The sequence below is a fragment of the Bradyrhizobium sp. 157 genome, from assembly GCF_023073815.1.
GTDB lineage: Bacteria > Pseudomonadota > Alphaproteobacteria > Rhizobiales > Xanthobacteraceae > Bradyrhizobium.
Window position 1 is genome coordinate 107,009 of the sequence record NZ_JADPKF010000050.1, and the last position, 23,638, is coordinate 130,646.

The window sequence follows — 23,638 nt, forward strand, 5'->3', positions numbered from 1 at the left end:
ATGATTTTCAAGGCGGCGTTAACCACGAAAATTAACCCGGCATTTACCATAAATGTTCCCTCTTCGTTCGCGCAAGCCAGCGAATCGGGCTACAAGGCTGACATGAACGAAATTCTCTTCACCGTCGGCGACCTGCCGATTCACGTGGGCGAGGCGCTGGCGGGCTTCGGCGCGCTCGCGTTGGTGCTGCTGCTGGCGATTGCCATCGTCATCGCCCGCTCCGGCCGCCGGGGCGCGGAACTGGCGATGGCCCAGGCGATCCGCGCCGACGAGCTGGAAGAGCGGCTGAGCGAGATGCTGCGGGCGCAGAGCGAATCGACCGGGCGGGTTGACGCCATGGCGCAGGCGCTGGCCGGACGCCAGGCCGAGATGGCGCGCGCGGTCAACGAGCGCCTGGATTCGGTGACGCATCGCGTCGGCCAGTCGATGGAAGCGACCACGCGCCACACCATGGATAGCTTGCGGGTGCTGCATGAGCGGCTCGGCATCATCGACAACGCGCACAAGAACCTCACCGACCTGACCTCTCAGGTGACCACGCTCCGCGACGTGCTCGCCAACAAGCAGTCGCGCGGCGCCTTCGGCCAGGCGCGGATGGAAGCAATCGTGCAGGACGGCATGCCGCAAGGCTCGTACGAGTTCCAGTACACGCTCTCGTCCGGCAAGCGGCCGGATTGCGTGGTGTTCCTGCCGGATCAGCGGCCGCTCTGCATCGACGCCAAATTTCCGCTGGAGGCGATGACCGCGTTGCACGACGCGCGCACCGACGAGGAGCGAAAATTCGCCACGCAGCGCCTGCGCAACGACGTGATGAAACACGTCAATGACATCGCCGAGAAGTACCTGATCGCCGGCGAGACCCAGGATACGGCGCTGATGTTCGTGCCATCGGAATCGGTCTATGCCGAAATCCATGACGGCTTTGACGACGTGATCCAGAAAGCCTACCGCGCCCGCGTCGTGCTGGTATCGCCCTCACTGTTGATGCTGGCGATCCAGGTGATGCAGCAGATTTTAAAGGACGCGCGGATGCGCGACGCCGCCGACCAGATCCGCACCGAGGTGCTCAACCTCGGTGATGACCTCGGCCGCCTGCGCGACCGCGTGCTGAAGCTGCAAAAGCATTTTAGCGACGTCAACGAGGATGTGCGGCAGATCCTGATCTCCGCCGAAAAGATCGAAAAGCGCGCCGGTCGGATCGAGGAACTCGATTTCAGCAAGACCGATGCGCCGGTGGAAGTGCCACGCTTCGTCAAGAACAGCGCGCCCGAACTGTTCCCCGCCCCGCGCAAACTGCAGGCGGGGGAGTAGCGGGTCGTTGCCAAGCTATAACCACATATCCAGCTGTCATCGCCCGGCTTGCCGCCTCCGCTAAAGCTTCGGCGAGCCGCACAGGGATAGCCTTGGCGTAGCCGGGGCCGGGCGACCCAGTATCCCAGAGGCCGCAGTTGGGAACACACAGCTATTACGTCTACATTCTGGCCAGCCGCATCGGTGGAACGCTTTACATCGGCGTGACAAATGACCTGATCCGACGCATTGGCGAACATAAGTTGAAGGTCGCCGAGAGCTTCACCAAAAAGCACGAGGTGACCCGGCTCGTTTATTTCGGAATCTTCGACCAAATCGAATACGCGATCCAGCGCGAAAAGCGGCTCAAGAAATGGCCCCGAGCCTGGAAGATCTCGCTGATCGAGAAACAAAATCCGGACTGGATTGATCTTTATCCTGAAATTGCCGGGGGCGGCGGATAGGCCTCTGGAATACTGGGTCGCCCGGTCAAGCCGGGCGATGACAGTCTTTTTGTTGCGAAATCTGCTAACACCCCTCCATGACCACACCAGAATCCACTTCCGTTTCAACTGAGAAAGCCCCCGCGCCCTCCTGGCGCGAGGCTTGGGCCGTGTATCTGCAGCCGCGCGTGCTGATCGTGCTGCTGCTCGGATTTTCCTCAGGGCTGCCGCTGGCGCTGTCCGGATCGACGCTCCTGGTGTGGATGCGCGAATCCGGCGTCGATCTCGGAACGATCGGGCTGTTCGCGCTGGTGGGCACGCCCTACACGCTGAAATTCATCTGGGCGCCGCTGGTCGATGCGCTGCATGTGCCCTTCTTCACGAGAGCATTTGGCCGAAGGCGCGGCTGGCTGGTGTTTTCGCAGCTACTCCTGATCGGCGCAATCCTGCTGCTGGCGCTGACCGACCCTGCGCGCTCGCCGCTGTTCGTGGCGCTCGGCGCACTGTTAGTCGCGATGATGTCGTCGACTCAGGACATCGTGGTCGATGCGTTTCGCGTTGAAAGCCTGCCGGAAAGCGAGCAGGCCGCCGGCATGGCGTCCTACGTCGCGGCCTACCGGATCGGCATGCTGATCTCGACCGCCGGCGTGCTTTTTTTAGTGAGCGCGTTCGAAGACACCGGCATCGGGCGCAGCGCAGCGTGGATGTGGGGCTATGTTGTCATGGCCGCCTTGGTGCTGATCGGCACCGTCACCGCACTGGCTGCCACGGAGCCCGAAGCGTCACAGCGCGCGGAAGGCCATTGGGAATACGATCTACCGCAGAGCAAAAAGCGAGGGCTCAGGCTGGTGCTCCGTCTGATCTGCTGGATTCTGCCTCGTCGGTTGCTGGAAACCCGGATTGTAAGGGCGGCGATCTGCGCGTTCTTCGATTTTCTTGAGCGCAAAGACGCGCTTGCAGCGCTCGCGTTCGTGGTCCTGTTCAAATTCACCGACGCGTTTTCCGGCACTATGACCGCGCCATTCGTGATCGACCTCGGTTTTACGCGCAATGACTACGCCACGATCGTCAAGGGCGTCGGCCTCGTCGCGACCCTGATCGGCGGTTTTGCCGGCGGCTATCTGGCGCGGCGCTATTCGCTGGTCGCGAGCCTGTGGATCGGCGGCGTGCTGCAGGCGATCTCCAATCTGGTGTTTGCGTGGCTCGCCTTTATCGGCACCAACCAATGGGCGCTGGCCGCCGCCATTTCGGCGGAAAACTTCACTGGCGCGATCGGCACCGTGATCTTCGTCGCCTATGTTTCGGCGATGTGCCAGAATCCGCTGCACACCGCGACCCAATATGCGCTGCTCACCGCACTGGCGGCGATCGGGCGCACCTACCTGTCTTCCGGCGCGGGTTATGTGGCGGAGGCCACGGGCTGGCCGCTGTTCTTCATCCTCTCCGTCGTGCTCGCGGTGCCGAGCCTAATCCTGATGGCGTGGCTGCAACGGCGCGGGCATTTTGAGGCGGTGGGGCCGGTGCGGGTTTAGTTGCTCGCCGGCATCCGCAAACCCAAATCGTCGTCACCCGCGAAAGCGGGTGATCCAGTGTTCCAGAACAGTTGCGATAGAGCCGAGAGAGCGCGGCGTACTGGATCGCCCGGTCGAGCCGGGCGACGACAGCGGTATGTGTGGCAAGGACAACAGTTCCTCAATGCTTCGTCACCACGCTCCACTTCGTGACCACGGCCTCGCTGATTTGCCCGGCATCCTGCGCGCAGGCGACTTCGTCGACCTTGACCGAAATTTCCTTGCCGATGAAATTTTTCAACTGTGCAGCCTGCGCCTCGCTGCTGGTGACGAGCTGGAACGTCTCAGGTCCCGTTTCGAGATTGCAGAGCCCGTTCGGCGGCGGCAGCCGGCGCGGCTCGCTGATGATCTGGTAGGTCGCGGCGCGCTTCTTGCCGCCCTTCATGGCGTTGAGTTCACCCGACAGGACGTCGCCGGCATTGATCGGCTTGCCGGGCTTCGGCGCGGGCTCGGCCTGCTGCGCCCACGCGGACGGCGCGATCAGCGCCGCCGCCATGATGACCGCAAAACAATAGCGCTTGCCGAATCGTGGTTTCGTCATTTTCGATCAGTTCCGTTTGGTGATGGTTAGAACAGCGTTCGCTGCCGCATGGCAGCCGATAGCGTACCTTCGTCGAGATAATCAAGCTCGCCGCCGACAGGCACGCCATGGGCAAGCCGGGTGATCTTGACGTTGGCGTCCTGCAGGAGATCGGTGATGTAATGGGCTGTGGTCTGGCCATCAACCGTGGCGTTCAGCGCGAGCACGATTTCGCTGACTTGTGATTCGTGCGCGCGTGCGACCAGCGCGTCAATGGTCAGGTCCTGCGGACCGACGCCGTCGAGTGGCGACAATGTGGCGCCGAGCACATGATAGCGGCCGTTGGTCGCATTCGCCCGCTCCAACGCCCAGAGGTCAGCGACGTCGGCGACCACAACGATGGTCGAAGGATCGCGCCGCGGGTCGGTGCACACGGTGCAGGGATTTTGCGTATCGATATTGCCGCAGGTCTTGCAGACCTGAATCCTGTCGATTGCCACCTGCAGCGCGCCAGCCAGCGGCGTCATCAGCGCCTCGCGCTTCTTGATCAGGTGCAGCGCCGCGCGCCGCGCCGAGCGCGGACCCAAACCGGGCAGGCGCGCCAGGAGCTGGATCAGGCGTTCGATTTCAGGGCCGGCAACGCTTGCTGCCATTTCAGCCGAGACCAAGAAGTCCAGGCGGCAGGCCGAGCCCGCCAGTCAGCGCCTGCATCTTTTCCATCGCCGCGGTTTCCGCCTTGCGCCGGGCGTCGTTATGCGCGGTGACAAGCAGGTCCTCGAGCACTACGCGCTCCTCGGCCTTCATCAGTGACGGATCGATCTTCACGCCCTTCACTTCCATCTTCGCGGTCATGCGCAGGGCAACCAGCCCGCCGCCGGAAATGCCCTCGACCTCGAGATTGCCGAGTTCTTCCTGCATCGCCTGCATCTTGGATTGCAGCTCCGCCGCCTGCTTCATCATGCCGAGAAAATCAGCCATTCATCCGTCCTCTCGAGAGTCCGATCAGTCGTCGTCGCCGTCGGAAGTCTCGTTCAAGTCGTCAGTGATAATATTGGATTCCGGCGGCTCGGCGGCAAGCCTTCGCACCTCGACGACCTTGGCGCCGGGAAACCGCGCCAGCACCTCCTGGACGCGCGGATCGGCCTCGGCTGCGCGGGCGTGCTCGTTTCTCGCCTGCTCGTTCTGCGAGCGCAATGTCGGCTGGCCGGCCTCGTTGGAGACGATCACGGTCCAGCGCCGCCCTGTCCACAGTTCCAGCTTGCGGGAGAGGTCGTTGACGAGCCCGCGCGCCGCATTCCGCTCCAGCGCCACTTCCAGCCGCCCGTCCTCGAATCGGACGAGGCGCATATCGGATTCCAGCGCCGTCTTGGTCAGAATATCGCGTTTCTCGCCGGCGAGCGCGACGAGTTGCGGAAAAGTGGTGATCCGCAGAACGGGCGCGGACTCGGTTTGGGCCGACGGCGCCATCTGCGGGCGCGCGGAAGCTTCCGCGCCGGAGCGGGGCGAGGCAGTCGTCCTTATCGGCGAAGCGGCAGAGATTGAAGACACCGGTCCGGTGGGCGCAGCCCGCGTTGGCGCCGCGCTGCCCACGGCGATTTGCGCGCCCCCGCCGTTTTGGTCGAGCATCCGGATCGCTTCGTCCGGCGTCGGCAAGTCGGCGACATAAGCGATGCGCACCAGCACCATTTCGGCTGCCGCCGCCGGCCGCGTTGCCGTCTGCACCTCGGTGATGCCCTTGAGCAGCATCTGCCACATCCGCGACAGCACCCGCATCGACAGCTTGGCGGCAAATTCGCGGGCGCGGACGCGCTCCGTCTCGCCGAAAGCGACGTTGTCGGCGGTAGCGGGAACGATCTTCACGCGGGTAACGAAATTGACGAATTCGGCAAGGTCGGACAGCACCACGACCGGATCGGCGCCCACGTCATATTGCGAGCGGAATTCGCCGAAGGCGCTCGCGATGTCGCCGCGCGCCAGATGCTCGAACAGGTCGATCACCCGGGTGCGATCCGCAAGACCCAGCATCTGCCGCACGGCGTCGGCACGCACGGGGCCCGCCGCATGAGCAATCGCCTGGTCGAACAAAGAGAGCGAATCGCGCACCGAGCCTTCGGCGGCGCGCGCGATGATGCCGAGCGCCTCCGGCTCGACCTCGACGCCTTCCTTGGCGGCAATGTTGCCGAGATGGTTCATGAGCACATCCGCCTCGACGCGGCGGAGATCAAAACGCTGGCAGCGCGACAGCACCGTAACCGGGACTTTGCGGATTTCGGTGGTGGCGAAGACGAATTTGGCGTGCTCGGGCGGTTCTTCCAGCGTCTTCAGGAAGGCGTTGAACGCGGCCGTCGACAGCATGTGGACTTCGTCGATGATGTAGACCTTGTAGCGGGCACTGGCAGGCGCGTAGCGCACGCTGTCATTGATCTGGCGGACGTCGTCGACGCCGGTATGGGACGCGGCGTCCATTTCCAGCACGTCCATGTGCCGGCTTTCCATGATCGCCTGGCAGTGCACGCCGAGGTCCGGCATGTGGATGGTCGGCCCCTTCACCGAACCGTCAGGTTTTTCGTAATTGAGCGCGCGGGCGAGAATCCGCGCAGTGGTGGTTTTGCCAACCCCGCGGACGCCGGTCAGGATCCAGGCCTGCGGAATCCGGCCCGTTTCGAACGCATTCGAGACGGTGCGGACCATGGCCTCCTGGCCGATCAGGTCGTCGAAACTGGAGGGGCGGTATTTTCGCGCCAGTACCCGGTAGGGCTTGGCGGTCTCAGGCCTGCCGCCGAGATCGAAGCCGGCCGATCCGGCGCCTTCGGGGTGATCGGGGGGAGCGCCAGCATCACTCATCGGTCGATCCGCAATTGATTGTCTCTCAGGGCCGGCTTGCGGAACGGAGCAAGATCAGGCGCACGGCGCGGACCCGGCCGCTTCCATGCGCTTTTCGCTCGAAAAACAGGTAGGAGACTGACGAGCGACCCGATCCGGACCTCGTTAGGGCTGCTTCCTTCCGGACCTGACCCGGTTGGCGAGTGGCTCGTCCACCGCCAATCTCCCGATCCCTATTTGGGGCCAAAAGGGCCGGAAAGCAAGCGGGGCTTTCCCTGTCATACCCCGCGAAAGCGGGGTATCCAATATGCTGCGGCCCATCGGTGAAACGGCAGCGCCGCGGCGTACTGGATCACCCGCTTTCGCGGGTGATGACGCCTTGCTATGAAACGAGAGGAGTGCCCTCCAGAAGGCACTTATAGGCCCGACATGCATCGGGCATGGGAACTCTTGATGCCCTCTGACGCCTCCGCCTGGTCGCTGCATTCCCAGCTCAAGAAGGACACCATCGACATCGGCGACTTGCCGCTGTGCAAGGTGCTGGTCATCAAGGATGCGCACTACCCTTGGCTCCTGCTGGTGCCGCGCCGGGAGGGTGCGGTGGAAATCATCGATCTCGACGACGTCGCGCAGGCGCAGTTGATGACCGAAATCGCGCGGGTTTCGCGGGCGCTCAAAGAGATCACCAGATGCGACAAGCTCAATGTTGCGGCACTCGGCAATCTGGTGCCGCAGTTGCATGTCCACGTCATCGCGCGACGCACCAGCGATGCGGCCTGGCCGCGCCCGGTCTGGGGCGTGATGCCACCGCTGGCGCACGACGCCGAGGAAGTCCAGAATTTCATCAACGCGCTTCGCCGCAAGATCTGGTTGGGTTGAACAGATGTCCGCATTCGACAAGTATCCGCTGGGGAAGCCTGCTTTCGTTACCCATATTCTGGATCGCGCCGCGCATCTGCGCACCAATGACGAAAAGCTGTTCGCGCTCGAGAACCAGCGCAACGCTAGCGCCTATGTGATCTACCGCGACTCGCTCCTGGTGAAACAGGAGACGGACGGGCCGCGCGTGCTGCTCGGCATCGAAGAGGCGGTGAAGCTCGGCGCCAATCCCGGCACGATCTTTCTCGGCTTGCGCGACGGCGCGCCGGTTTTCGGCATGGGCATTTCGGCCGCGGCCGTGGAGAAGCTGATGACGCGCGACGATGTCGCCGTAACCGAGCTGCGCGGCATGGCCATGCAGGGCACCGTGCCGCCGGAACAACTCTCCGCGATCGCCATGGCTAAATCGATGGTGACCTGGCATCAGCGCCACGGCTATTGCGCCAATTGCGGTACCCGCACCGCGATGAAGGAAGGCGGCTGGAAGCGCGAGTGCCCGAGCTGCAAGGCCGAGCACTTTCCGCGCACGGATCCGGTCGTAATCATGCTGGTGACGCACGGTGATCGATGCCTGCTCGGCCGGCAGAAGCAGTTCATGCCCGGAATGTGGTCGTGCCTCGCCGGCTTCGTCGAAGCGGCCGAGACGATCGAGGACGCGGTTTGCCGGGAGATCTTCGAGGAATCCGGCATTCGTTGCACCGACGTGAGCTATTACATGACGCAGCCATGGCCCTATCCCTCATCGCTGATGATCGGGTGCTCTGCCCGTGCGCTCAACGAGGAAATCGTGGTCGATCGCGCAGAACTCGAGGACGCGCGTTGGTTCGGTCGCGCCGAGGTCGCTCTCATGCACAAGCGCCAGCACCCGGACGGCCTGTTTGCCGCGCACCCCTTCGCCATTGCGCATCATTTGATCGGTCAGTGGTTGCATGGCGGAAAAGATAACGGCGCATAGCAGGGAACCGGCGCTTGCCAGCTCAATTGACTGGGGACTTGAATCGACATGACGGATCCACGCATGAACTTTCAGGACAAGGCGCCGAAAATACCTCCGCGTGTCCTCTGCATCGGCATGCCGGTGCGTGACCTCACTTTTCATACGCCGGGTGTCCCCGGGCGCGGTTCCAAGGAGAACGCTACCGCATTCGACGAAATCTGCGGCGGCAACGCGCTCAATGGCGCGATCGGTATCGCTCGGCTCGGTGGCCGCGCCTCGATCTGTGGGCCGATGGGCGATGCCAAGGAACCATCGAGCCGCTTCATCTTCGAGCAGATGGCGCATGAGGGCATCGACACGAAACATCTCATCCACATGCCGGGACTGGTGACGCCGATCTCGGCGGTGATGATCGATCCGTCCGGCGAGCGCACCATCATAACCTTCCGCGATCCGAAACTGTGGCATGTGAAATTGCCCGACTTCGATACGCTGCTGGACGACTGCGCCGCCATTCTCACCGAGAGCCGCTGCGCGGAATTCTGCACCGAGCTTTGCGCCGAAGCCGTGCGGCGCGGCATTCCCGTGATCGTCGACGTCGATCGCGCGATGTCGCTCCGCGAGGGCCTGTTGAATGCGTCCACTCACCTGGTGTTCTCGAGCGAGCCGCTGCAGGAGACCGCAGATGTGACCGACGACGCCCAGGCATTGAAGAAGATTGCAAAACTGACCCCGTCGTTTCTGGCGGGAACCCGAGGCCCGAGGGGCACGATCTGGCTCGACGAGAACGGAGATGTTCAGGAAACCCCGGCCTTCCCGGTGCATACGGTGGACACCCTCGGTGCCGGCGACGTGTTCCACGGCGCGTTCGCGCTCGCGATCACCGAAAAGCAGGAATTGCGGCAGGCGCTCCGATTCGCCTCTGCCGCGGCGGCGCTGAAATGCACCCGCTTCGGCGGGGCCTTCGCAGCCCCTCAACGTGCTGAAGTTGAAGAGTTTTTGAGCCACGGCCAGGCTGCCGACCGGGCACCCACTGGCCAATAAGTGGGCTTGCTATAGAAGAATTTTCTATATATGAGAGGATAAGACCTTTCATATGGAACATTCTTCTCATGACCGAGCTCGCCGTTCAGCTCCCTGAAGCCAGCCGCCGCCTGGATGCCATTGACCGCAAGATCCTGACCGTGTTGCAGGAGGACGCGTCGCTATCGGTCGCCGAGATCGGGGACCGCGTCGGGTTGTCGTCGACGCCGTGCTGGAAGCGGATCCAGCGGCTGGAGGCCGACGGCGTGATCCTGCGCCGAGTGGCGCTGGTCGACCAGAACAAGATCGGGCTCGGCATTTCCGTGTTCGTCTCGGTCGAGAGCTCCGACCACTCGGAAGCCTGGCTGCGCAAATTCGCCGACGCCGTCAGCGCCATGCCCGAGGTGATGGAGTTTTACCGGATGGCCGGCGACGTCGATTACATGCTGCGCGTCGTGGTCGCCGACATGGCGAGCTATGACGTGTTCTACAAAAAGCTGATCAGCGCCGTGCCGCTGAAGAACGTCACCTCGCGATTTGCGATGGAGAAGATCAAGTCGGTGACCGCGCTGCCAGTGCCGGCGGCGTAACGGGCGACCGCGCGACCATTCACTCCGCTGTCGTCACCCGCGAAGGCGGGTGACCCAGTATTCCAGAGACGTCAGAGATTGAACGATAGGCCGCGGCGTACTGGGTCCCCCGCCTTCGCGTGGGACCACGATCGTGGGTGGGGTGGCCGCGCGGCCACCCGCCTCAAATCTTCTGATTATACTCACCTACTTCCGGATGCGTGCGCAGCACGGAATCCATCGCCTCGAACATGTCCCGCATGCGCGCCTCACTCACCGGACTCTCGACCACCACCACCAGCTCCGGCTTGTTCGATGAGGCCCGCACCAGACCCCAGCTTCCGTCCTCGACGGTCACGCGCACGCCGTTGACGGTGACGAGATCGCGGATCTTCTGGCCGGCGACCTTGTCGCCCTTCTTCTGCAGTGCTTCGAAGTGCTTCACCACGGCGTCGGCGACGCCGTATTTGGCCTCGTCGGCGCAATGCGGCGACATGGTCGGCGATGACCAGGTTTTCGGCAGCGCATTTTTCAGGTCCGCCATCGACTTATCCGGCGCGCGGTCGAGCATCTCGCAGATCGCGATCGCGGAGACCAGGCCGTCGTCATAGCCGCGGCCGAACGGCTTGTTGAAGAAGAAGTGGCCGGATTTTTCGAAGCCTGCCAGCGCGCCCATCTCGTTGGTGCGGCGCTTCATGTAGGAATGGCCGGTTTTCCAGTAGGCGGTTTTCGCGCCCTGCTTTTGCAGCACCGGATCCGTGACGAACAATCCCGTCGACTTCACGTCGACCACGAACTGCGCTTCCTTGTGGATCGCCGACATGTCGCGCGCCAGCATCACGCCGACCTTGTCGGCGAAGATCTCCTCGCCAGTGTTGTCGACGACACCGCAGCGGTCGCCGTCGCCGTCGAAGCCCAGGCCCACATCGGCCTTGTGCGTGAGCACGGCGTTGCGGATCGCGTGCAGCATCTCCATGTCTTCCGGATTCGGATTGTATTTCGGAAAGGTATAGTCAAGTTCGGTGTCGAGCGGGATGACTTCGCAACCGATCGCCTCCATCACCTGCGGCGCGAACGCGCCCGCGGTGCCGTTGCCGCAGGCGACCACGACTTTCAGCTTGCGCTTCAGCTTCGGACGCTTGGTGAGATCGGCGATATAGCGCGCGGGAAAGTTCTCGTGGAATTGATAGGAGCCGCCGGCTTGGTTTTTGAAATCGGCGTTGAGCACGATTTCCTTCAGCCGCGTCATCTCGTCGGGGCCGAAGGTGAGCGGGCGGTTGGCGCCCATCTTGACGCCGGTCCAGCCATTGTCGTTGTGCGAGGCCGTCACCATCGCGACGCAGGGCACGTCGAGATCGAACTGCGCGAAATAGGCCATCGGCGTCACCGCGAGCCCGATGTCGTGCACCCTGCAGCCCGCGGCCATCAGGCCGGAAATCAACGCGTATTTGATCGAGGCCGAATAGCTGCGGAAATCGTGCCCGGTGACGATTTCCTGTTTGACGCCGAGTTCCGCAATCAGCGCACCGAGCCCCATGCCCAGCGCCTGAACGCCCATCAAATTGATTTCCTTCTCGAACAGCCAGCGCGCGTCATATTCGCGAAAGCCGGTCGCCTTCACCATCGGCCCGGATTCGTAGTCATAGGTATTCGGAACCAGCACGGATTTGGGCTTCGGGAACATGAGATGACCTTGTCGTGAATGCGAGGGAACCGCAGCCATAGCGAAAGCGCAGGCCGGGCGAAAGGCGGGCCGACGCGTTTTGACGGTCAAATGCGGCGGTTTGGTAGCCGGGTAACCTTACTGTTCCAGCACCAGTCTGCCGTTGGCGTATTCGAAGCGCTTCAGCTTCGACAGGAACGACAGGCCGAGCAGGTTTTCGGACAGCGCCTCGTCTGGCAGCACCACCGCGTCGATATCGCGCACGACGAGGCCACCGAGTTCGATCACGGCAAGCCGCGTGCGCGCGGCCTTGATGGTGCCGTTGGCCGTGCTGACGGTCGCATTGTAGTCGCTGCGCGAGGGACGCAGGCCGAAGCGGGCCGCCGACTTTTCGTTCAGCGCCACCATCGAGGCGCCGGTGTCGACCATAAAGTTGATGCGTTGCCCATCGATGCGGCCGTCGGTCTGGAAATGGCCGCGCGCATCGCGGGGAATGTCGAGGCTGCGGCCGGAGGCTCGCGCGACGGTTTGCGCTGGAGCCATGTTTGACGACGTGCTGGCGGAGGCCGAGGCCGGCGACATCTTGTCTGCCATCTGCGCCATGTAGGTGCCGAGGCCGACCAGGACGGCGGCAAGGATCATCAGGTTACGCATCACGCCACACTCGATTGCCAGACCGCCGATATCACCACGCCAGCCGCGAAATCGCGACTAACGGCGATGACCGGGCAGGCCATTTTGACGAAAAGGATGAGCGAAGTGTTAACGGGAACAATCGTCATACGCGCTTGACCCGCGTATCCATCAATCTTCAGAAAAAGCCTCTTCTCAAGAACGATGGATTGCCGGGTTAAGCCCGGCAATGACACCCGAAACGCTCACGTCCCGCGCGGCTTCACCCGGCGGGTCGGCAGCGCGGTGGCAGGGTCTTCCGGCCAGGGGTGACGGGGATAGCGGCCGCGCAGGTCCGAGCGTACGGCCGCATAGCTGCCGCGCCAGAAACCTGGAAGGTCGCGCGTCACCTGCACCGGCCGCTGTGCCGGCGACAGCAATTCCAGCACCAGCGGCACCTTGCCTTTGGCGATCGAGGGATGTGTGTTCAGTCCGAACAATTCCTGCAAGCGCACCGCGATGGTCGGCCCCTGCTCCGCCTCGTAGTCGATCGCAAGCATGGTGCCGGTTGGCGCCTCGAAATGCGTCGGAGCCTCGCGCTCCAGCCGCGCGCGCAACTCCCATGGCAATAGCGTCATCAGCGCGTCAGAGAGATCGCCGGGCGAAAAATCCTTCAGCGAGGTCTTGTCGTACAGCGCGGGCACCAGCCAGTTCTCGGCTTCGGCTGCCAGCGCACCATCCGACAGATCGGGCCAGCCATCACCTTCCGCCTTGCGCAGGAACATCACGCGGTCGCGCCATTGCTTCAGCGATTTCGACCACGGCAGCTTGTCGAGCCCGGCGGCAACCAAACCCGCAGCGAAAATGCGTGCGGTCTCTGCCGAGGGCGTTAGCGCCACCGGCGCCTCCGACAGCGTGATCGCATGCAGCGTCCGCTTGCGGCGGGCACGCAGCGCCATTGCGCCGCGATCGAACGAAATCTCTTCGGTGTCCTTGATCTGATCGGCGAAGCGCGCCTCGATATCGGCTTGTGCAATCGGCGCCGCCAGCAGAATGCGCCCCTGGGCTGCGGTGCCGGTCAATTCGGCAACGGCAATATAGGGCGCGCGCGCCAGCGACGAGGCTTGCTCTACGACGGCGCCACGGCCGTTGGCGAGCACGAAACTGCCATTGCCGCGATTGCGGGCGATGCGATCAGGGAAGGCAAGTGCGAGCATGACGCCGGTGGAAAGTCCTGCGTCAGGCGAGCGCGAATGGTAGGGCTCCCCTCCCCCTTGCGGGGAGGGGTTGGGGAAGGGGGTGGCCGCAGGAAAGACTTCCCGTGTGGCCCCCTCTCCCCGGCCTCGAGAGCGAGCTTCGCTCGCCTCGGACCCCGCAAGGGGGGAGGGAGAAGAGAGAACGCGCTCCGTCGCTGCCACCTGCTGCGCCCATCGCTGCGCGAGACTGCGCGCGCTCGCGGCACGCGGCGAGCGGTCGCGGCGGAATTGGTCAAGCCGGTGGTCGAGATCGACGCTGTCGCCGCCGAGGCCGCGCTCGGTGAGGATTGCGGCGATTTCGGCGGCCTCTTCGCCCGCGCCCAGCCGATGCGAATCCACGATCATGCGTGCTAGCCGCGGCGGCAGCGCCAGCGCACGCAGGCTCTTGCCCTCTGCGGTGATGCGGCCGTCGCTATCGAGAGCGCCGAGTTCGAGAAGCAGGCTGCGCGCTTCCTTCAGCGCCGGCGCCGGCGGGGGATCGAGAAACGCCAGCGTCGCCGGATCGCTGACGCCCCATTGTGCGAGGTCGAGCACCAGCGAGGATAGATCGGCCGACAGAATTTCGGGCTGGGTGTAGGCGGCAAGCGACGCCGTCTGCGGCTCGTCCCACAGCCGGTAGCACACGCCGGGCTCGGTGCGGCCGGCGCGGCCGCGGCGCTGGTCGACCGCGGCGCGTGAGGCGCGCACGGTCTCCAGCCGGGTCAGGCCGATATCGGGCTCGTAGCGCGGCACCCGCGCCAGTCCGGAATCGACGACGATGCGGACGCCCTCGATGGTCAGCGAGGTCTCGGCGATCGAAGTCGCCAGCACGACCTTACGCGTTCCTTTCGGCGCCGGCGCGATGGCGCGGTCCTGCACGGCGGCCTCCAGCGCGCCAAACAGCGGCACGATCTCGACGCTTGCATCATGAACCCGCTCGGCGAGAAAGTTTTGCGTGCGGCGGATTTCGGCGGCGCCCGGCAGAAACGCCAGCACCGAGCCGGGATCGGCGCGCAGCGCGGTGGCGATCGCATCAGCCATCTGCCGCTCGATGGGTGCGTCCGCCTTGCGGCCGAGATAGCGCGTCTCCACCGGAAAGGCGCGGCCTTCGCTGGCAACGACAGGCGCATCGCCGAGCAACTTGCCGACCCGGGCGCCATCGAGGGTGGCCGACATCACCAGGATACGCAAATCTTCGCGCAGGCCGGTCTGCGCATCGCGGGCCAGCGCGAGCCCCAGATCGGCATCAAGCGTACGCTCGTGAAACTCATCGAACAGCACGGCCGCAACGCCGTTCAACTCGGGATCATCGAGAATCTGGCGTGAAAAGATTCCCTCGGTGACGACCTCGATGCGCGTCGCGCGCGAAATCTTCGAGCCAAAGCGGACGCGATAACCGACGGTCTCCCCCGCCCGCTCACCGAGCGTTCGTGCCATCCGTTCGGCGCTGGCCCGCGCCGCGATCCGCCGCGGCTCCAGCATGATGATCTTCTGGTTCTTCAGCCAGGGCGCATCGAGCAGCGCCAGCGGCACCCGCGTGGTCTTGCCGGCGCCGGGCGGGGCGACCAGCACCGCGGTGTTGTTAGCCGCGAGTGTGCGCCCGAGTTCGTCGAGCACCACATCGATCGGGAGAAGGGTATCGAAGGTAAGAGGCAATATCTCTCATCCGTCATCACCCGCGACCCGTCTCCGCCAAGGCTTCGCCGAGGGTTTGGAAAATAGGTCCGCCGGAGCTTTAGCGGAGGCGACAAGCGGGTGATCCAGTAAACGCAGACGCTACTGATTACGAAGACCGTGCGTACTGGATACCCCGCCTACGCGGGGTATGACAACTGTAGTTGCGGCTACACCTTCGGCTCAGGCGCCCGTCCCACACTCTCGTAAACGAAGCCCTGCGCGGCCATGTCCTCGGGACGATAGATATTGCGCAGGTCGACCACGACGGGCTGCGCCATTTCATTCTTCAGGCGCTCCAGATCAAGCGCCCGGAACTGGACCCACTCGGTGACGATCACCAGCGCGTCGGCACCGCGCGCGCATTCGTAGGGGTCGGTGCAATATTCGATCTCGGGCAGTTCCTTCTTCGCCTGCTCCATGCCGACCGGATCGTGCGCGCGCACCTTGGCGCCCATGTCGAGCAGGCCGGTGACGAGCGGAATCGACGGCGCCTCGCGCATGTCGTCGGTATCGGGCTTGAAGGTGAGGCCGAGCACCGCGACCGTCTTGCCGCGCAGGCCGCCGGTTGCGTTGGAAACCTTGCGCGCCATCGCCCGCTTTCTGATGTCGTTGACGCCGAGCACAGCCTCCACAATGCGCAGTTGCACGTCATGGTCCTGGGCGATCTTGACCAGCGCGCGGGTATCCTTCGGAAAGCAGGAGCCGCCGAAGCCCGGACCCGCATGCAGGAATTTTGAGCCGATGCGATTATCGAGCCCGATGCCGCGCGCGACTTGCTGCACGTCGGCGCCGACCTTTTCGGAGAGATCGGCAATCTCGTTGATGAAGGTGATCTTGGTGGCGAGGAACGCATTCGCTGCGTACTTGATCAGCTCCGCGGTGCGCCGCGCCGTAAACATCAACGGCGCCTGGTTGAGCGACAGTGGCCGGTAGACGTCGCCGAGCACCTTGCGCCCGCGTTCGTCATCGGTGCCGACTACGATACGGTCGGGGAATTTGAAGTCGCGGATTGCGGCGCCTTCGCGCAAGAATTCCGGATTGGAAGCGACCACGACGTCAGCCGTGGGATTGGCCTCGCGGATCAGCCGCTCGACCTCGTCGCCGGTGCCGACCGGCACGGTCGATTTGGTCACCACCACTGTGAAACCGGAGAGCGCGGCTGCGATCTCGCGTGCGGCGCTGTAGACGTAAGTGAGATCGGCGTGGCCATCGCCGCGCCGCGACGGCGTTCCGACCGCGATGAACACGGCATCGGCCTCGGCAACTGGCGCAGTCAGGTCGGTCGTAAAATCCAGCCGCTTGGCCTTGACGTTGGACGCGACCAGCGCGTCGAGCCCGGGCTCGAAAATCGGGATCTCGCCTCGGCGCAGCGCTTCGATCTTGCCGGCATCCTTGTCCACGCAGGTGACCTGGTGGCCGAAATCGGCAAAGCAGGCGCCGGATACCAGCCCCACATAGCCCGTGCCAATCATGGCGATTCGCATGAAAACAATCCGTATTTGATGGTTAACGCCGATCCCGATTTGCGGGCGTCTTAGAGCATTTTTCATCAAAGGGGAAACCGGAAAAGCAGCGCCGGTCCCGGCATGGTCTTTGTATGGATAAAGAAGAAAGCAACGGATCAGGCCGAAGATGCGGCCACGTCGCGCCAAAAAGGGACACCGATGATCTCAAACGGTACATCCGCCGTCACGGAACGCTCCACCCGCATTGACTGGGTGGACTATGCCAAGGGCATCTGCATCGTCATGGTGGTGATGATGCATTCGGTGCTGGGGGTCGAAGCGGCGGCCGGCCAGACCGGCTTCATGCATGCGTTCGTGATGTTCGCAAAACCGTTCCGGATGCCGGACTTCTTCCTGCTTTCGGGCTTGTTTCTCGCCGTCGTCATCGACCGTGACTGGCGCACCTATCTCGACCGCAAAGTCCTGCACTTCGCATATTTTTATGTGCTGTGGGTGACGATCCAGTTCGGCTTCAAGGCTCCTGGCTTCGCCGCTGAATCGGGTTGGCGGCATGTCGGTGTCATGTATCTGGAATCCTTCATCGAGCCGTTCGGCACGCTGTGGTTCATTTATTTGTTGCCGGTGTTCTTCGTTGTCACAAAACTGTTGCGCGGCGTCCCGCCGCTTGCGATCTGGCTCGCGGCCGCGGCGCTCGAGATGGCGCATATCACGACCGGCTGGACCGTGATCGACGAATTCTGCGGGCGTTTCGTCTATTTCTATTCCGGTTACCTGCTTGCCAACTACGTGTTCGCATTGTCGGACCGCGCGCGGGCGCGCCCGGGCTTCGCACTGGTGGGTGTCGCGTTGTGGACGCTCGTCAACGGCGCGCTGGTCCTATCCGGCTTTGACGAATGGCCGCTCGTTTCACTGGCACTCGGCTTCGCGGGCGCGGGCGCCATCATCGTCATGGGCACGCTGCTGGCACGCATGCAGTGGCTGAATTTCCTGCGCTATTGCGGCGAACATTCCATCGTTATCTATCTCGCCTTCTTCCTGCCGATGGCAGTGACCCGAACGGTGCTGCTGAAGACCGGCTTGATTACCGATATCGGGATGGTCTCGCTGATCGTGACGGTTGCAGGCGTCGCGGGGGCGGTGGTGATCTGGCGGCTGGCGCTGGCGCTGCGGGCGAATTTTCTGTTCGAGCGCCCGGCCGCGTTCTGGATCGTGCCGAAGAAGGCCAGGCCCGCGTTGCAGCCGGCGGAGTAAGGTGCTCGACACACCTGGCTGTCGTCGCCCGGCTTGACCGGGCGACCGCCTTCGCGGGTGATGACGGCTGTGGGGGTGACGACGGGTGTGTATTGGGTTCAAAATCCCTCTCCCGAGGCTGTCAATCCGCGCAAAAATCCCTAAATTTCGGCCATGCCGAAATCAGCCCCCAAAGCCGCCCCGAAACCCGTTCCCGCCGCCAAAGCCCCTGCCAAGGCGCCCGCCAAAGCCCCCGCCAAGGGCGACCATGTCTTCCTGGTCGACGGTTCCGGCTACATTTTCCGCGCCTATCACGCGCTGCCGCCGCTGAACCGCAAATCCGACGGGCTGCAGGTCAATGCCGTGCTCGGCTTCTGCAACATGCTGTGGAAGCTGTTGCGCGAGATGCCCGAGGATAACCGGCCGACGCATCTGGCGGTCGTGTTCGACAAATCGGAGATCACGTTCCGCAACAAGCTCTATCCCGATTACAAGGCGCACCGGACAGCGGCGCCGGACGATCTGATCCCGCAATTCGCGCTGATCCGCGAGGCGGTGCGGGCGTTCGATCTGCCGTGCCTGGAACAGGTCGGCTTCGAGGCCGATGATCTGATCGCGACCTATGTCCGCATCGCCTGCGAGCGCGGCGCCACCGCCACCATCGTGTCCTCGGACAAGGATTTGATGCAGCTCGTGACCGATTGCGTCACCATGTACGACACCATGAAGGACCGCCGCATCGGCATATCAGAAGTGATCGAGAAATTCGGCGTGCCGCCGGAAAAGGTCGTCGAGGTGCAGGCTCTGGCCGGCGATTCCACCGACAACGTGCCGGGCGTGCCCGGCATCGGCGTCAAGACCGCGGCGCAACTGATCGTCGAATATGGCGACCTAGAAACGCTCTTGCAGCGCGCCGGCGAGATCAAGCAGCCGAAACGGCGCGAGGCGCTGATTGAGAACGCCGAGAAGGCGCGGATCTCGCGGCAACTGGTGCTGCTCGACGACAAGGTCGATCTCGAAGTGCCGCTCGATGACCTTGCCGTACACGAGCCGGATGCGCGCAAGCTGATCGCCTTCCTCAAGGCGATGGAATTCTCCACCCTCACCCGCCGCGTCGCCGAATACTCGCAGATCGATCCGGCCGATATCGAGCCGGATGCGGGAAACAAGAGCGGCGCCAGTGTCTTCGCGGTACCGCCATCGGGCAAGAAGCCGGAGGGCTATGTTGAAGGCGCGACGCTGTTCGACAGTCCGCCCGCCGGCAAAGCTGGCACCGCACCGGGCAAGACCGGCGGCGACAAGCAGGATAAGGCGGCGAGCCACAAGGGAACGCCGATTTCGCTCGCAGCGGCCCGCGCGGAAGCTGCGCGAAAGCTGCCGGTCGATCGGACCAAGTACCAGACCATCCGCACGTTCGATGAGCTCAATGCCTGGGTTGCGCGGGCCTATGACGCTGGCACTTTTGCGATCGACGCCAAGGCGAGCTCGGATGATCCGATGCAGGCCGACATCTGCGGCATCGCGCTGGCGCTGGCGCCGAACGACGCCTGCTATATTCCACTCACGCACAAGCAATCCGGCGGCGCAGGCCTGTTCGACGCTGGCCTCGCGCCGGACCAGATCACGGTCGCCGAGGCGCTGGCGGGGTTGCAGCCGCTGTTGGAATCACCGGGCATTCTCAAGATCGGCTTCGACATCAAGTTCAGCGCCGTGATGCTGGCGCAGCACGGCATCACCCTGTGCAACGTCGACGACGCGCAATTGATGTCGTACGCGCTCGACGCCGGACGCAATTCACATGCGCTGGGGTCACTCGCCGAACGTTGGTTTGGCCATGCCGTGATCGGCGAAAGCGAGCTCATCGGCAACGGCAAGAGCAAGCTCACGTTCGACCAGGTGGCAATTGACAAGGCGACCGCCTATTCAGCCGAAAGTGCCGACGTGATCCTCCGGCTGCATCGCGTGCTCAGACCCCGGCTCGCCGCGGAGCACATGATGACGGTCTATGAGACCCTGGAGCGGCCGCTGGTCACCGTGCTGGCGCGGATGGAGCGGCGCGGCATTTCGATCGACCGCCAGGTGCTGTCGCGGCTGTCGGGCGATTTCGCCCAGACCGCGGCGCGCGTCGAGGCCGAGTTGCAGGAGATCGCCGGCGAGCCGATCAATGTCGGCAGCCCCAAGCAGATCGGCGACATCATCTTCGGCAAGATGGGCATCCCCGGCGGCACCAAGACCAAGACCGGCGCGTGGTCGACCTCGGCGCAGATTCTCGATGAGCTCGCCGAACAGGGTCACGAATTTCCGAAGAAGATTCTGGAGTGGCGGCAGGTTTCGAAACTGAAATCGACCTATACTGACGCGCTACCGAATTACGTGCATCCGCAGACCCATCGCGTGCACACCACTTACGCGCTGGCCGCGACCACTACGGGGCGGCTGTCGTCAAACGAGCCGAACCTGCAGAACATCCCGGTTCGAACCGAGGACGGCCGCAAGATCCGCCGCGCCTTTATCGCGACGCCCGGCCACAAGCTGGTATCGGCGGATTACTCGCAGATCGAATTACGGCTGCTGGCCGAGATCGCCGACATTCCCGTGCTGAAGCAGGCCTTCCGCGACGGGCTCGACATTCACGCCATGACGGCCTCAGAGATGTTCGGCGTGCCGATCAAGGACATGCCGGGCGAGGTGCGCCGCCGGGCGAAAGCGATCAATTTCGGCATCATCTATGGCATCTCCGCGTTTGGCCTCGCCAACCAGCTCGGCATCGCCCGCGAGGAAGCCTCCGCCTACATCAAGAAATATTTCGAGCGCTTCCCGGGCATCCGCGCCTATATGGACGAGACGCGGGATTTCTGCCGCACCAACGGCTACGTCACGACGCTATTTGGCCGGAAGATGCACTATCCCGACATCAAGGCATCCAACGCCTCGATCCGCTCCTTCAACGAGCGCGCCGCGATCAACGCGCGCCTGCAAGGCACCGCCGCCGACATCATCCGCCGCGCCATGATCCGGATGGAAGACGCGCTGGCGGAGAAGAAATTATCGGCGCAGATGCTTCTACAAGTTCATGACGAGTTGATCTTCGAGGTGCCCGACGACGAAGTGGCGGCGACGCTGCCGGTGGTGCAGCACGTCATGCAGGACGCGCCGTTCCCGGCGGTAGCGCTCTCGGTGCCGCTGCAGGTCGATGCAAGGGCGGCGAATAATTGGGACGAGGCGCATTAGTTTTACCTCTCCCGCTTGCGGGGGAGGTCGACGCGCGTAAGCGCGGCGGGTGGGGGAATTCTCTCCGCGAATTCTGATACCTCTTATGCGGCGGCACCCCCACCCCAGCCCTCCCCCGCACGCGGGAGAGGGAGTGCACTGCCGATGCGGCTCCACAGAAATGTCCTCGGAGCAATTTGCGGAATGACATCGCGACGGCTCGCACTCTAGAAACGTGCGCATTGCTCCCCGCGAGTCTCCCCATGCCGCACATCACAACGCTGCTCGGTTTTGCCCTGGTCTCGCTCGGCATGGTGCTGACGCCGGGGCCGAACATGATCTATCTGATCTCGCGCTCGATCACGCAAGGACCTGCGGCCGGCATCGTCTCACTCGGCGGCGTCGCGCTCGGCTTTGTGTTCTACATGCTGTGCGCGGCGTTTGGGATCACCGCGCTGTTGTTCGCAGTGCCCTATGCTTACGACGCGCTGCGCGTCGCGGGCGCCGCTTATCTGCTGTGGCTGGCGTGGCAGGCACTGAAACCGAACGGGCGCTCGCCGTTTCAGGTGAAGAAGCTGCAAGTCGACGGCCCGCGCAAATTGTTTGCGATGGGCTTCGTCACCAATCTGCTCAATCCGAAGGTCGCGATGCTGTATCTGGCGCTGCTGCCGCAGTTCATCGATCCGGCCGTAGGAAGCGTGCTGACGCAGTCGCTGGCGCTCGGCGCGATCCAGATCGTGATCAGCGTCAGCGTCAACGCGATTATCGCGCTCGCCGCCGGATCGATCGCGATGTTTCTAGGCAACCGGCCGACGTGGCTGTTGCTGCAGCGCTGGCTGATGGGAACGGTGCTGGCAGGGCTTGCGGTGAAGATGGCGTTCGAGGCGAAGCGGGCGTGACTTCTTCCTTCTCCCCTTGTGGGAGAAGGGAAGAAAATCAATCCAACTTCGCTTCCATGCCGCGCTTGGTCGCCGGGCGGGCCATCAGGGCGTTGTACCAGCGCTCGACGTTCGGAAAGTCCTTCAGCTCCACCTTGTGGCGTGGGTGGCGCCAGGCCCAGCCGAGGATGGCGAAGTCGGCGACCGACAAGGCATCAGCGACGAACTCACGGCCCTCCAGCCGGCGGTCGAGAACGCCGTAGAGCCGGCGGGTTTCGGCCATGAAGCGCTTCAGGCCATAGGCGCGGTCGGTTTCGTTCTCCAGCGCGATGAAATGATGGACCTGGCCGGGCATTGGCCCAAAACCGCCCATCTGCCACATCAGCCACTCATAGACAGGAATGCGCTCGGCCAGCGGCTTGGGCAGGAACTTGCCGGTCTTCTCGCCGAGGTAGAGCAGGATCGCGCCGGATTCGAAAATGCTGACCGGCTTGCCGCCGGGACCGTCGGGATCGACGATGGCAGGGATCTTGTTATTCGGGCTGAGCTTGAGGAATTCGGGCGCCATCTGCTCGCCCTTGGTGATGTTCACCGGGATCACCTTGTAGGGCAGCCCCATTTCCTCCAATGCGACCGAGATCTTGCGACCGTTCGGCGTGTTCCAGGTGTGCAGTTCGATGGTCATTTTTTCGTACCCCGCGAAAGCGCGGTATCCACTACCCCGGAACTTCGGGGCGTTACAACAGCGGCTATGGAATACGAGCTGGCCGGCCTGCGCCGGGACGGACATTGTGCCCTGTTGACGGCGCCGGATCGGCGCTGGAATGTGCCTGAAAGCGCCGATAGATTGCGCCCCGCTTGAGAAACCCCGGGGAAACCGCCGTGTCCAAATCAGCCTCCCGCGCCCGTCTCGCCGAGATCATCCGCAAGCGTTCGTTCGGCCGCGGCGAGATCACGCTGGCCTCGGGCCGCAAGAGCGACTTCTACTTCAACCTCAAGCCCACCATGCTCGACCCCGAAGGCGCGGCGCTGTTGGCGGAACTGACCTATGAGGCGCTGAAGGACGACAATCTCGATTTCGTCGGCGGGTTGGAGATGGGCGCCGTCCCACTGGCGGGCGCGATCGCGCAGCTCTCCTGGCTCAAGGGCCACCCGATCGCGGCGTTTTTCGTGCGCAAGAAGCCGAAGGAACATGGCGCCCGCCTCGCAGTCGAGGGGCTGGCCAAGGGCGAGACCCTGCAGGGCAAGCGCATTGTGATCGTCGAGGACGTCACCACCACCGGCGGATCGGCGTTGAAGGCGGTCGAGGCCGTGCGCGATGCCGGCGGCGAAATCGTGCTGGTGCTCACCATGGTGGACCGTGAGGAAGGCGCGAGCGAAGCGTTTGCCGAGGCAGGGCTTGAGTTTCGTTCGCTGTACAAGGCGGGTGAATTTTTGAAGGCGTGATTATCCGCTTGCTTACCTCTCCCGCTTGCGGGGGAGGTCGACGCGCGCAGCGCGGCGGGTGGGGGCTCTCTCCCCGACTTCTGACACTCTTTATGCGGCGAGACCCCCACCCCAGCCCTCCCCCGCAAGCGGGAGAGGGAGAAGAGGAGCCCGCATTTCTTTTGCC

At 63.6% G+C, this 23,638-nt stretch carries 21 protein-coding genes and 1 other RNA gene; 11 read left to right on the forward strand and 11 right to left on the reverse strand.

The genetic code is table 11. The features are described from left to right. Window positions 1–102: 102 nt before the first annotated feature. The 3 genes from rmuC (at window position 103) to IVA95_RS11580 (ending at window position 3,265) form a co-directional block, all read left to right on the forward strand. A complete protein-coding gene (gene rmuC / locus IVA95_RS11570) occupies window positions 103–1,311 on the forward strand; it encodes a DNA recombination protein RmuC (protein WP_247510590.1) in 1,209 nt (402 codons plus the stop codon). Window positions 1,312–1,448: 137 nt separating this feature from the next. Then, window positions 1,449–1,754, forward strand: coding sequence for a GIY-YIG nuclease family protein (locus tag IVA95_RS11575; RefSeq protein ID WP_247510591.1), 306 nt, complete (start codon window positions 1,449–1,451; stop codon window positions 1,752–1,754). A 77-nt stretch (window positions 1,755–1,831) separates the two neighbouring features. Continuing rightward, window positions 1,832–3,265, forward strand: a complete 1,434-nt coding sequence (locus tag IVA95_RS11580) for an MFS transporter (RefSeq protein WP_247510592.1) — start codon at window positions 1,832–1,834, stop codon at window positions 3,263–3,265. Between the two features lie 160 nt (window positions 3,266–3,425). Here the strand turns inward: IVA95_RS11580 and IVA95_RS11585 are convergent, their stop codons facing one another. The 5 genes from IVA95_RS11585 to ffs all read right to left on the reverse strand — a co-directional run bounded on the left by IVA95_RS11585 (window position 3,426) and on the right by ffs (window position 6,874). Beyond that, the gene (locus IVA95_RS11585) at window positions 3,426–3,845 is read right to left on the reverse strand and encodes a hypothetical protein (protein ID WP_247510593.1); all 420 of its coding nucleotides are present in this window, start codon (window positions 3,843–3,845) and stop codon (window positions 3,426–3,428) included. 26 nt (window positions 3,846–3,871) lie between these two features. Continuing rightward, the gene (gene recR / locus IVA95_RS11590; protein WP_065726533.1) at window positions 3,872–4,477 is read right to left on the reverse strand and encodes a recombination mediator RecR; all 606 of its coding nucleotides are present in this window, start codon (window positions 4,475–4,477) and stop codon (window positions 3,872–3,874) included. Window position 4,478: 1 nt separating this feature from the next. Further along, complete coding sequence (locus tag IVA95_RS11595; RefSeq protein WP_247510594.1) at window positions 4,479–4,802, reverse strand: YbaB/EbfC family nucleoid-associated protein; 324 nt, start codon at window positions 4,800–4,802, stop codon at window positions 4,479–4,481. Between the two features lie 24 nt (window positions 4,803–4,826). Then, window positions 4,827–6,668, reverse strand: coding sequence for a DNA polymerase III subunit gamma/tau (locus IVA95_RS11600; protein ID WP_247510595.1), 1,842 nt, complete (start codon window positions 6,666–6,668; stop codon window positions 4,827–4,829). Window positions 6,669–6,777: 109 nt separating this feature from the next. Continuing rightward, an RNA gene (gene ffs / locus IVA95_RS11605) (signal recognition particle sRNA small type) lies at window positions 6,778–6,874 on the reverse strand. A 226-nt stretch (window positions 6,875–7,100) separates the two neighbouring features. On the opposite strand from ffs, the gene IVA95_RS11610 reads away from it, so the two are divergent. The 4 genes from IVA95_RS11610 to IVA95_RS11625 all read left to right on the forward strand — a co-directional run bounded on the left by IVA95_RS11610 (window position 7,101) and on the right by IVA95_RS11625 (window position 10,076). Continuing rightward, window positions 7,101–7,526, forward strand: a complete 426-nt coding sequence (locus IVA95_RS11610) for an HIT family protein (protein WP_247510596.1) — start codon at window positions 7,101–7,103, stop codon at window positions 7,524–7,526. Between the two features lie 4 nt (window positions 7,527–7,530). Continuing rightward, a complete protein-coding gene (nudC, locus tag IVA95_RS11615) occupies window positions 7,531–8,481 on the forward strand; it encodes an NAD(+) diphosphatase (protein WP_213251078.1) in 951 nt (316 codons plus the stop codon). A gap of 63 nt (window positions 8,482–8,544) precedes the next feature. Next, window positions 8,545–9,507 carry a sugar kinase gene (locus tag IVA95_RS11620; protein ID WP_247510597.1) on the forward strand — a complete coding sequence of 321 codons (963 nt, stop codon included), beginning with the start codon at window positions 8,545–8,547 and terminating at the stop codon, window positions 9,505–9,507. Window positions 9,508–9,575: 68 nt separating this feature from the next. Beyond that, window positions 9,576–10,076 carry an Lrp/AsnC family transcriptional regulator gene (locus tag IVA95_RS11625; RefSeq protein WP_213251081.1) on the forward strand — a complete coding sequence of 167 codons (501 nt, stop codon included), beginning with the start codon at window positions 9,576–9,578 and terminating at the stop codon, window positions 10,074–10,076. A gap of 163 nt (window positions 10,077–10,239) precedes the next feature. Here IVA95_RS11625 and IVA95_RS11630 read toward each other — a convergent pair whose 3' ends face one another. The 5 genes from IVA95_RS11630 to IVA95_RS11650 all read right to left on the reverse strand — a co-directional run bounded on the left by IVA95_RS11630 (window position 10,240) and on the right by IVA95_RS11650 (window position 16,726). Continuing rightward, the gene (locus tag IVA95_RS11630; protein ID WP_247510598.1) at window positions 10,240–11,739 is read right to left on the reverse strand and encodes a phosphomannomutase/phosphoglucomutase; all 1,500 of its coding nucleotides are present in this window, start codon (window positions 11,737–11,739) and stop codon (window positions 10,240–10,242) included. A 117-nt stretch (window positions 11,740–11,856) separates the two neighbouring features. Next, window positions 11,857–12,360 carry a TIGR02281 family clan AA aspartic protease gene (locus IVA95_RS11635; protein ID WP_247510609.1) on the reverse strand — a complete coding sequence of 168 codons (504 nt, stop codon included), beginning with the start codon at window positions 12,358–12,360 and terminating at the stop codon, window positions 11,857–11,859. Window positions 12,361–12,371: 11 nt separating this feature from the next. Then, window positions 12,372–12,587, reverse strand: coding sequence for a hypothetical protein (locus IVA95_RS11640; RefSeq protein ID WP_247510599.1), 216 nt, complete (start codon window positions 12,585–12,587; stop codon window positions 12,372–12,374). Window positions 12,588–12,596: 9 nt separating this feature from the next. Continuing rightward, window positions 12,597–15,221, reverse strand: a complete 2,625-nt coding sequence (gene hrpB, locus IVA95_RS11645) for an ATP-dependent helicase HrpB (RefSeq protein ID WP_247510600.1) — start codon at window positions 15,219–15,221, stop codon at window positions 12,597–12,599. Window positions 15,222–15,409: 188 nt separating this feature from the next. Continuing rightward, window positions 15,410–16,726 carry a UDP-glucose/GDP-mannose dehydrogenase family protein gene (locus tag IVA95_RS11650; RefSeq protein ID WP_213251089.1) on the reverse strand — a complete coding sequence of 439 codons (1,317 nt, stop codon included), beginning with the start codon at window positions 16,724–16,726 and terminating at the stop codon, window positions 15,410–15,412. Between the two features lie 180 nt (window positions 16,727–16,906). On the opposite strand from IVA95_RS11650, the gene IVA95_RS11655 reads away from it, so the two are divergent. The 3 genes from IVA95_RS11655 to IVA95_RS11665 all read left to right on the forward strand — a co-directional run bounded on the left by IVA95_RS11655 (window position 16,907) and on the right by IVA95_RS11665 (window position 22,047). After that, window positions 16,907–17,959 carry an acyltransferase family protein gene (locus IVA95_RS11655; RefSeq protein WP_247510601.1) on the forward strand — a complete coding sequence of 351 codons (1,053 nt, stop codon included), beginning with the start codon at window positions 16,907–16,909 and terminating at the stop codon, window positions 17,957–17,959. A 153-nt stretch (window positions 17,960–18,112) separates the two neighbouring features. After that, entirely contained in the window at window positions 18,113–21,169 is a 3,057-nt protein-coding gene (gene polA / locus IVA95_RS11660) for a DNA polymerase I (protein ID WP_247510602.1), read from the forward strand. Between the two features lie 242 nt (window positions 21,170–21,411). Then, window positions 21,412–22,047, forward strand: coding sequence for a LysE family translocator (locus IVA95_RS11665; protein WP_247510603.1), 636 nt, complete (start codon window positions 21,412–21,414; stop codon window positions 22,045–22,047). Window positions 22,048–22,084: 37 nt separating this feature from the next. On the opposite strand, the gene IVA95_RS11670 is transcribed toward IVA95_RS11665, so the two are convergent. Beyond that, window positions 22,085–22,711 (reverse strand): glutathione S-transferase family protein, encoded by a 627-nt coding sequence (locus IVA95_RS11670; protein WP_247510604.1) that lies wholly within the window; start codon window positions 22,709–22,711, stop codon window positions 22,085–22,087. A 197-nt stretch (window positions 22,712–22,908) separates the two neighbouring features. Between IVA95_RS11670 and pyrE the strand changes: the two genes are divergently transcribed. Beyond that, a complete protein-coding gene (gene pyrE / locus IVA95_RS11675) occupies window positions 22,909–23,472 on the forward strand; it encodes an orotate phosphoribosyltransferase (protein WP_213251103.1) in 564 nt (187 codons plus the stop codon). Window positions 23,473–23,638: the final 166 nt, after the last annotated feature.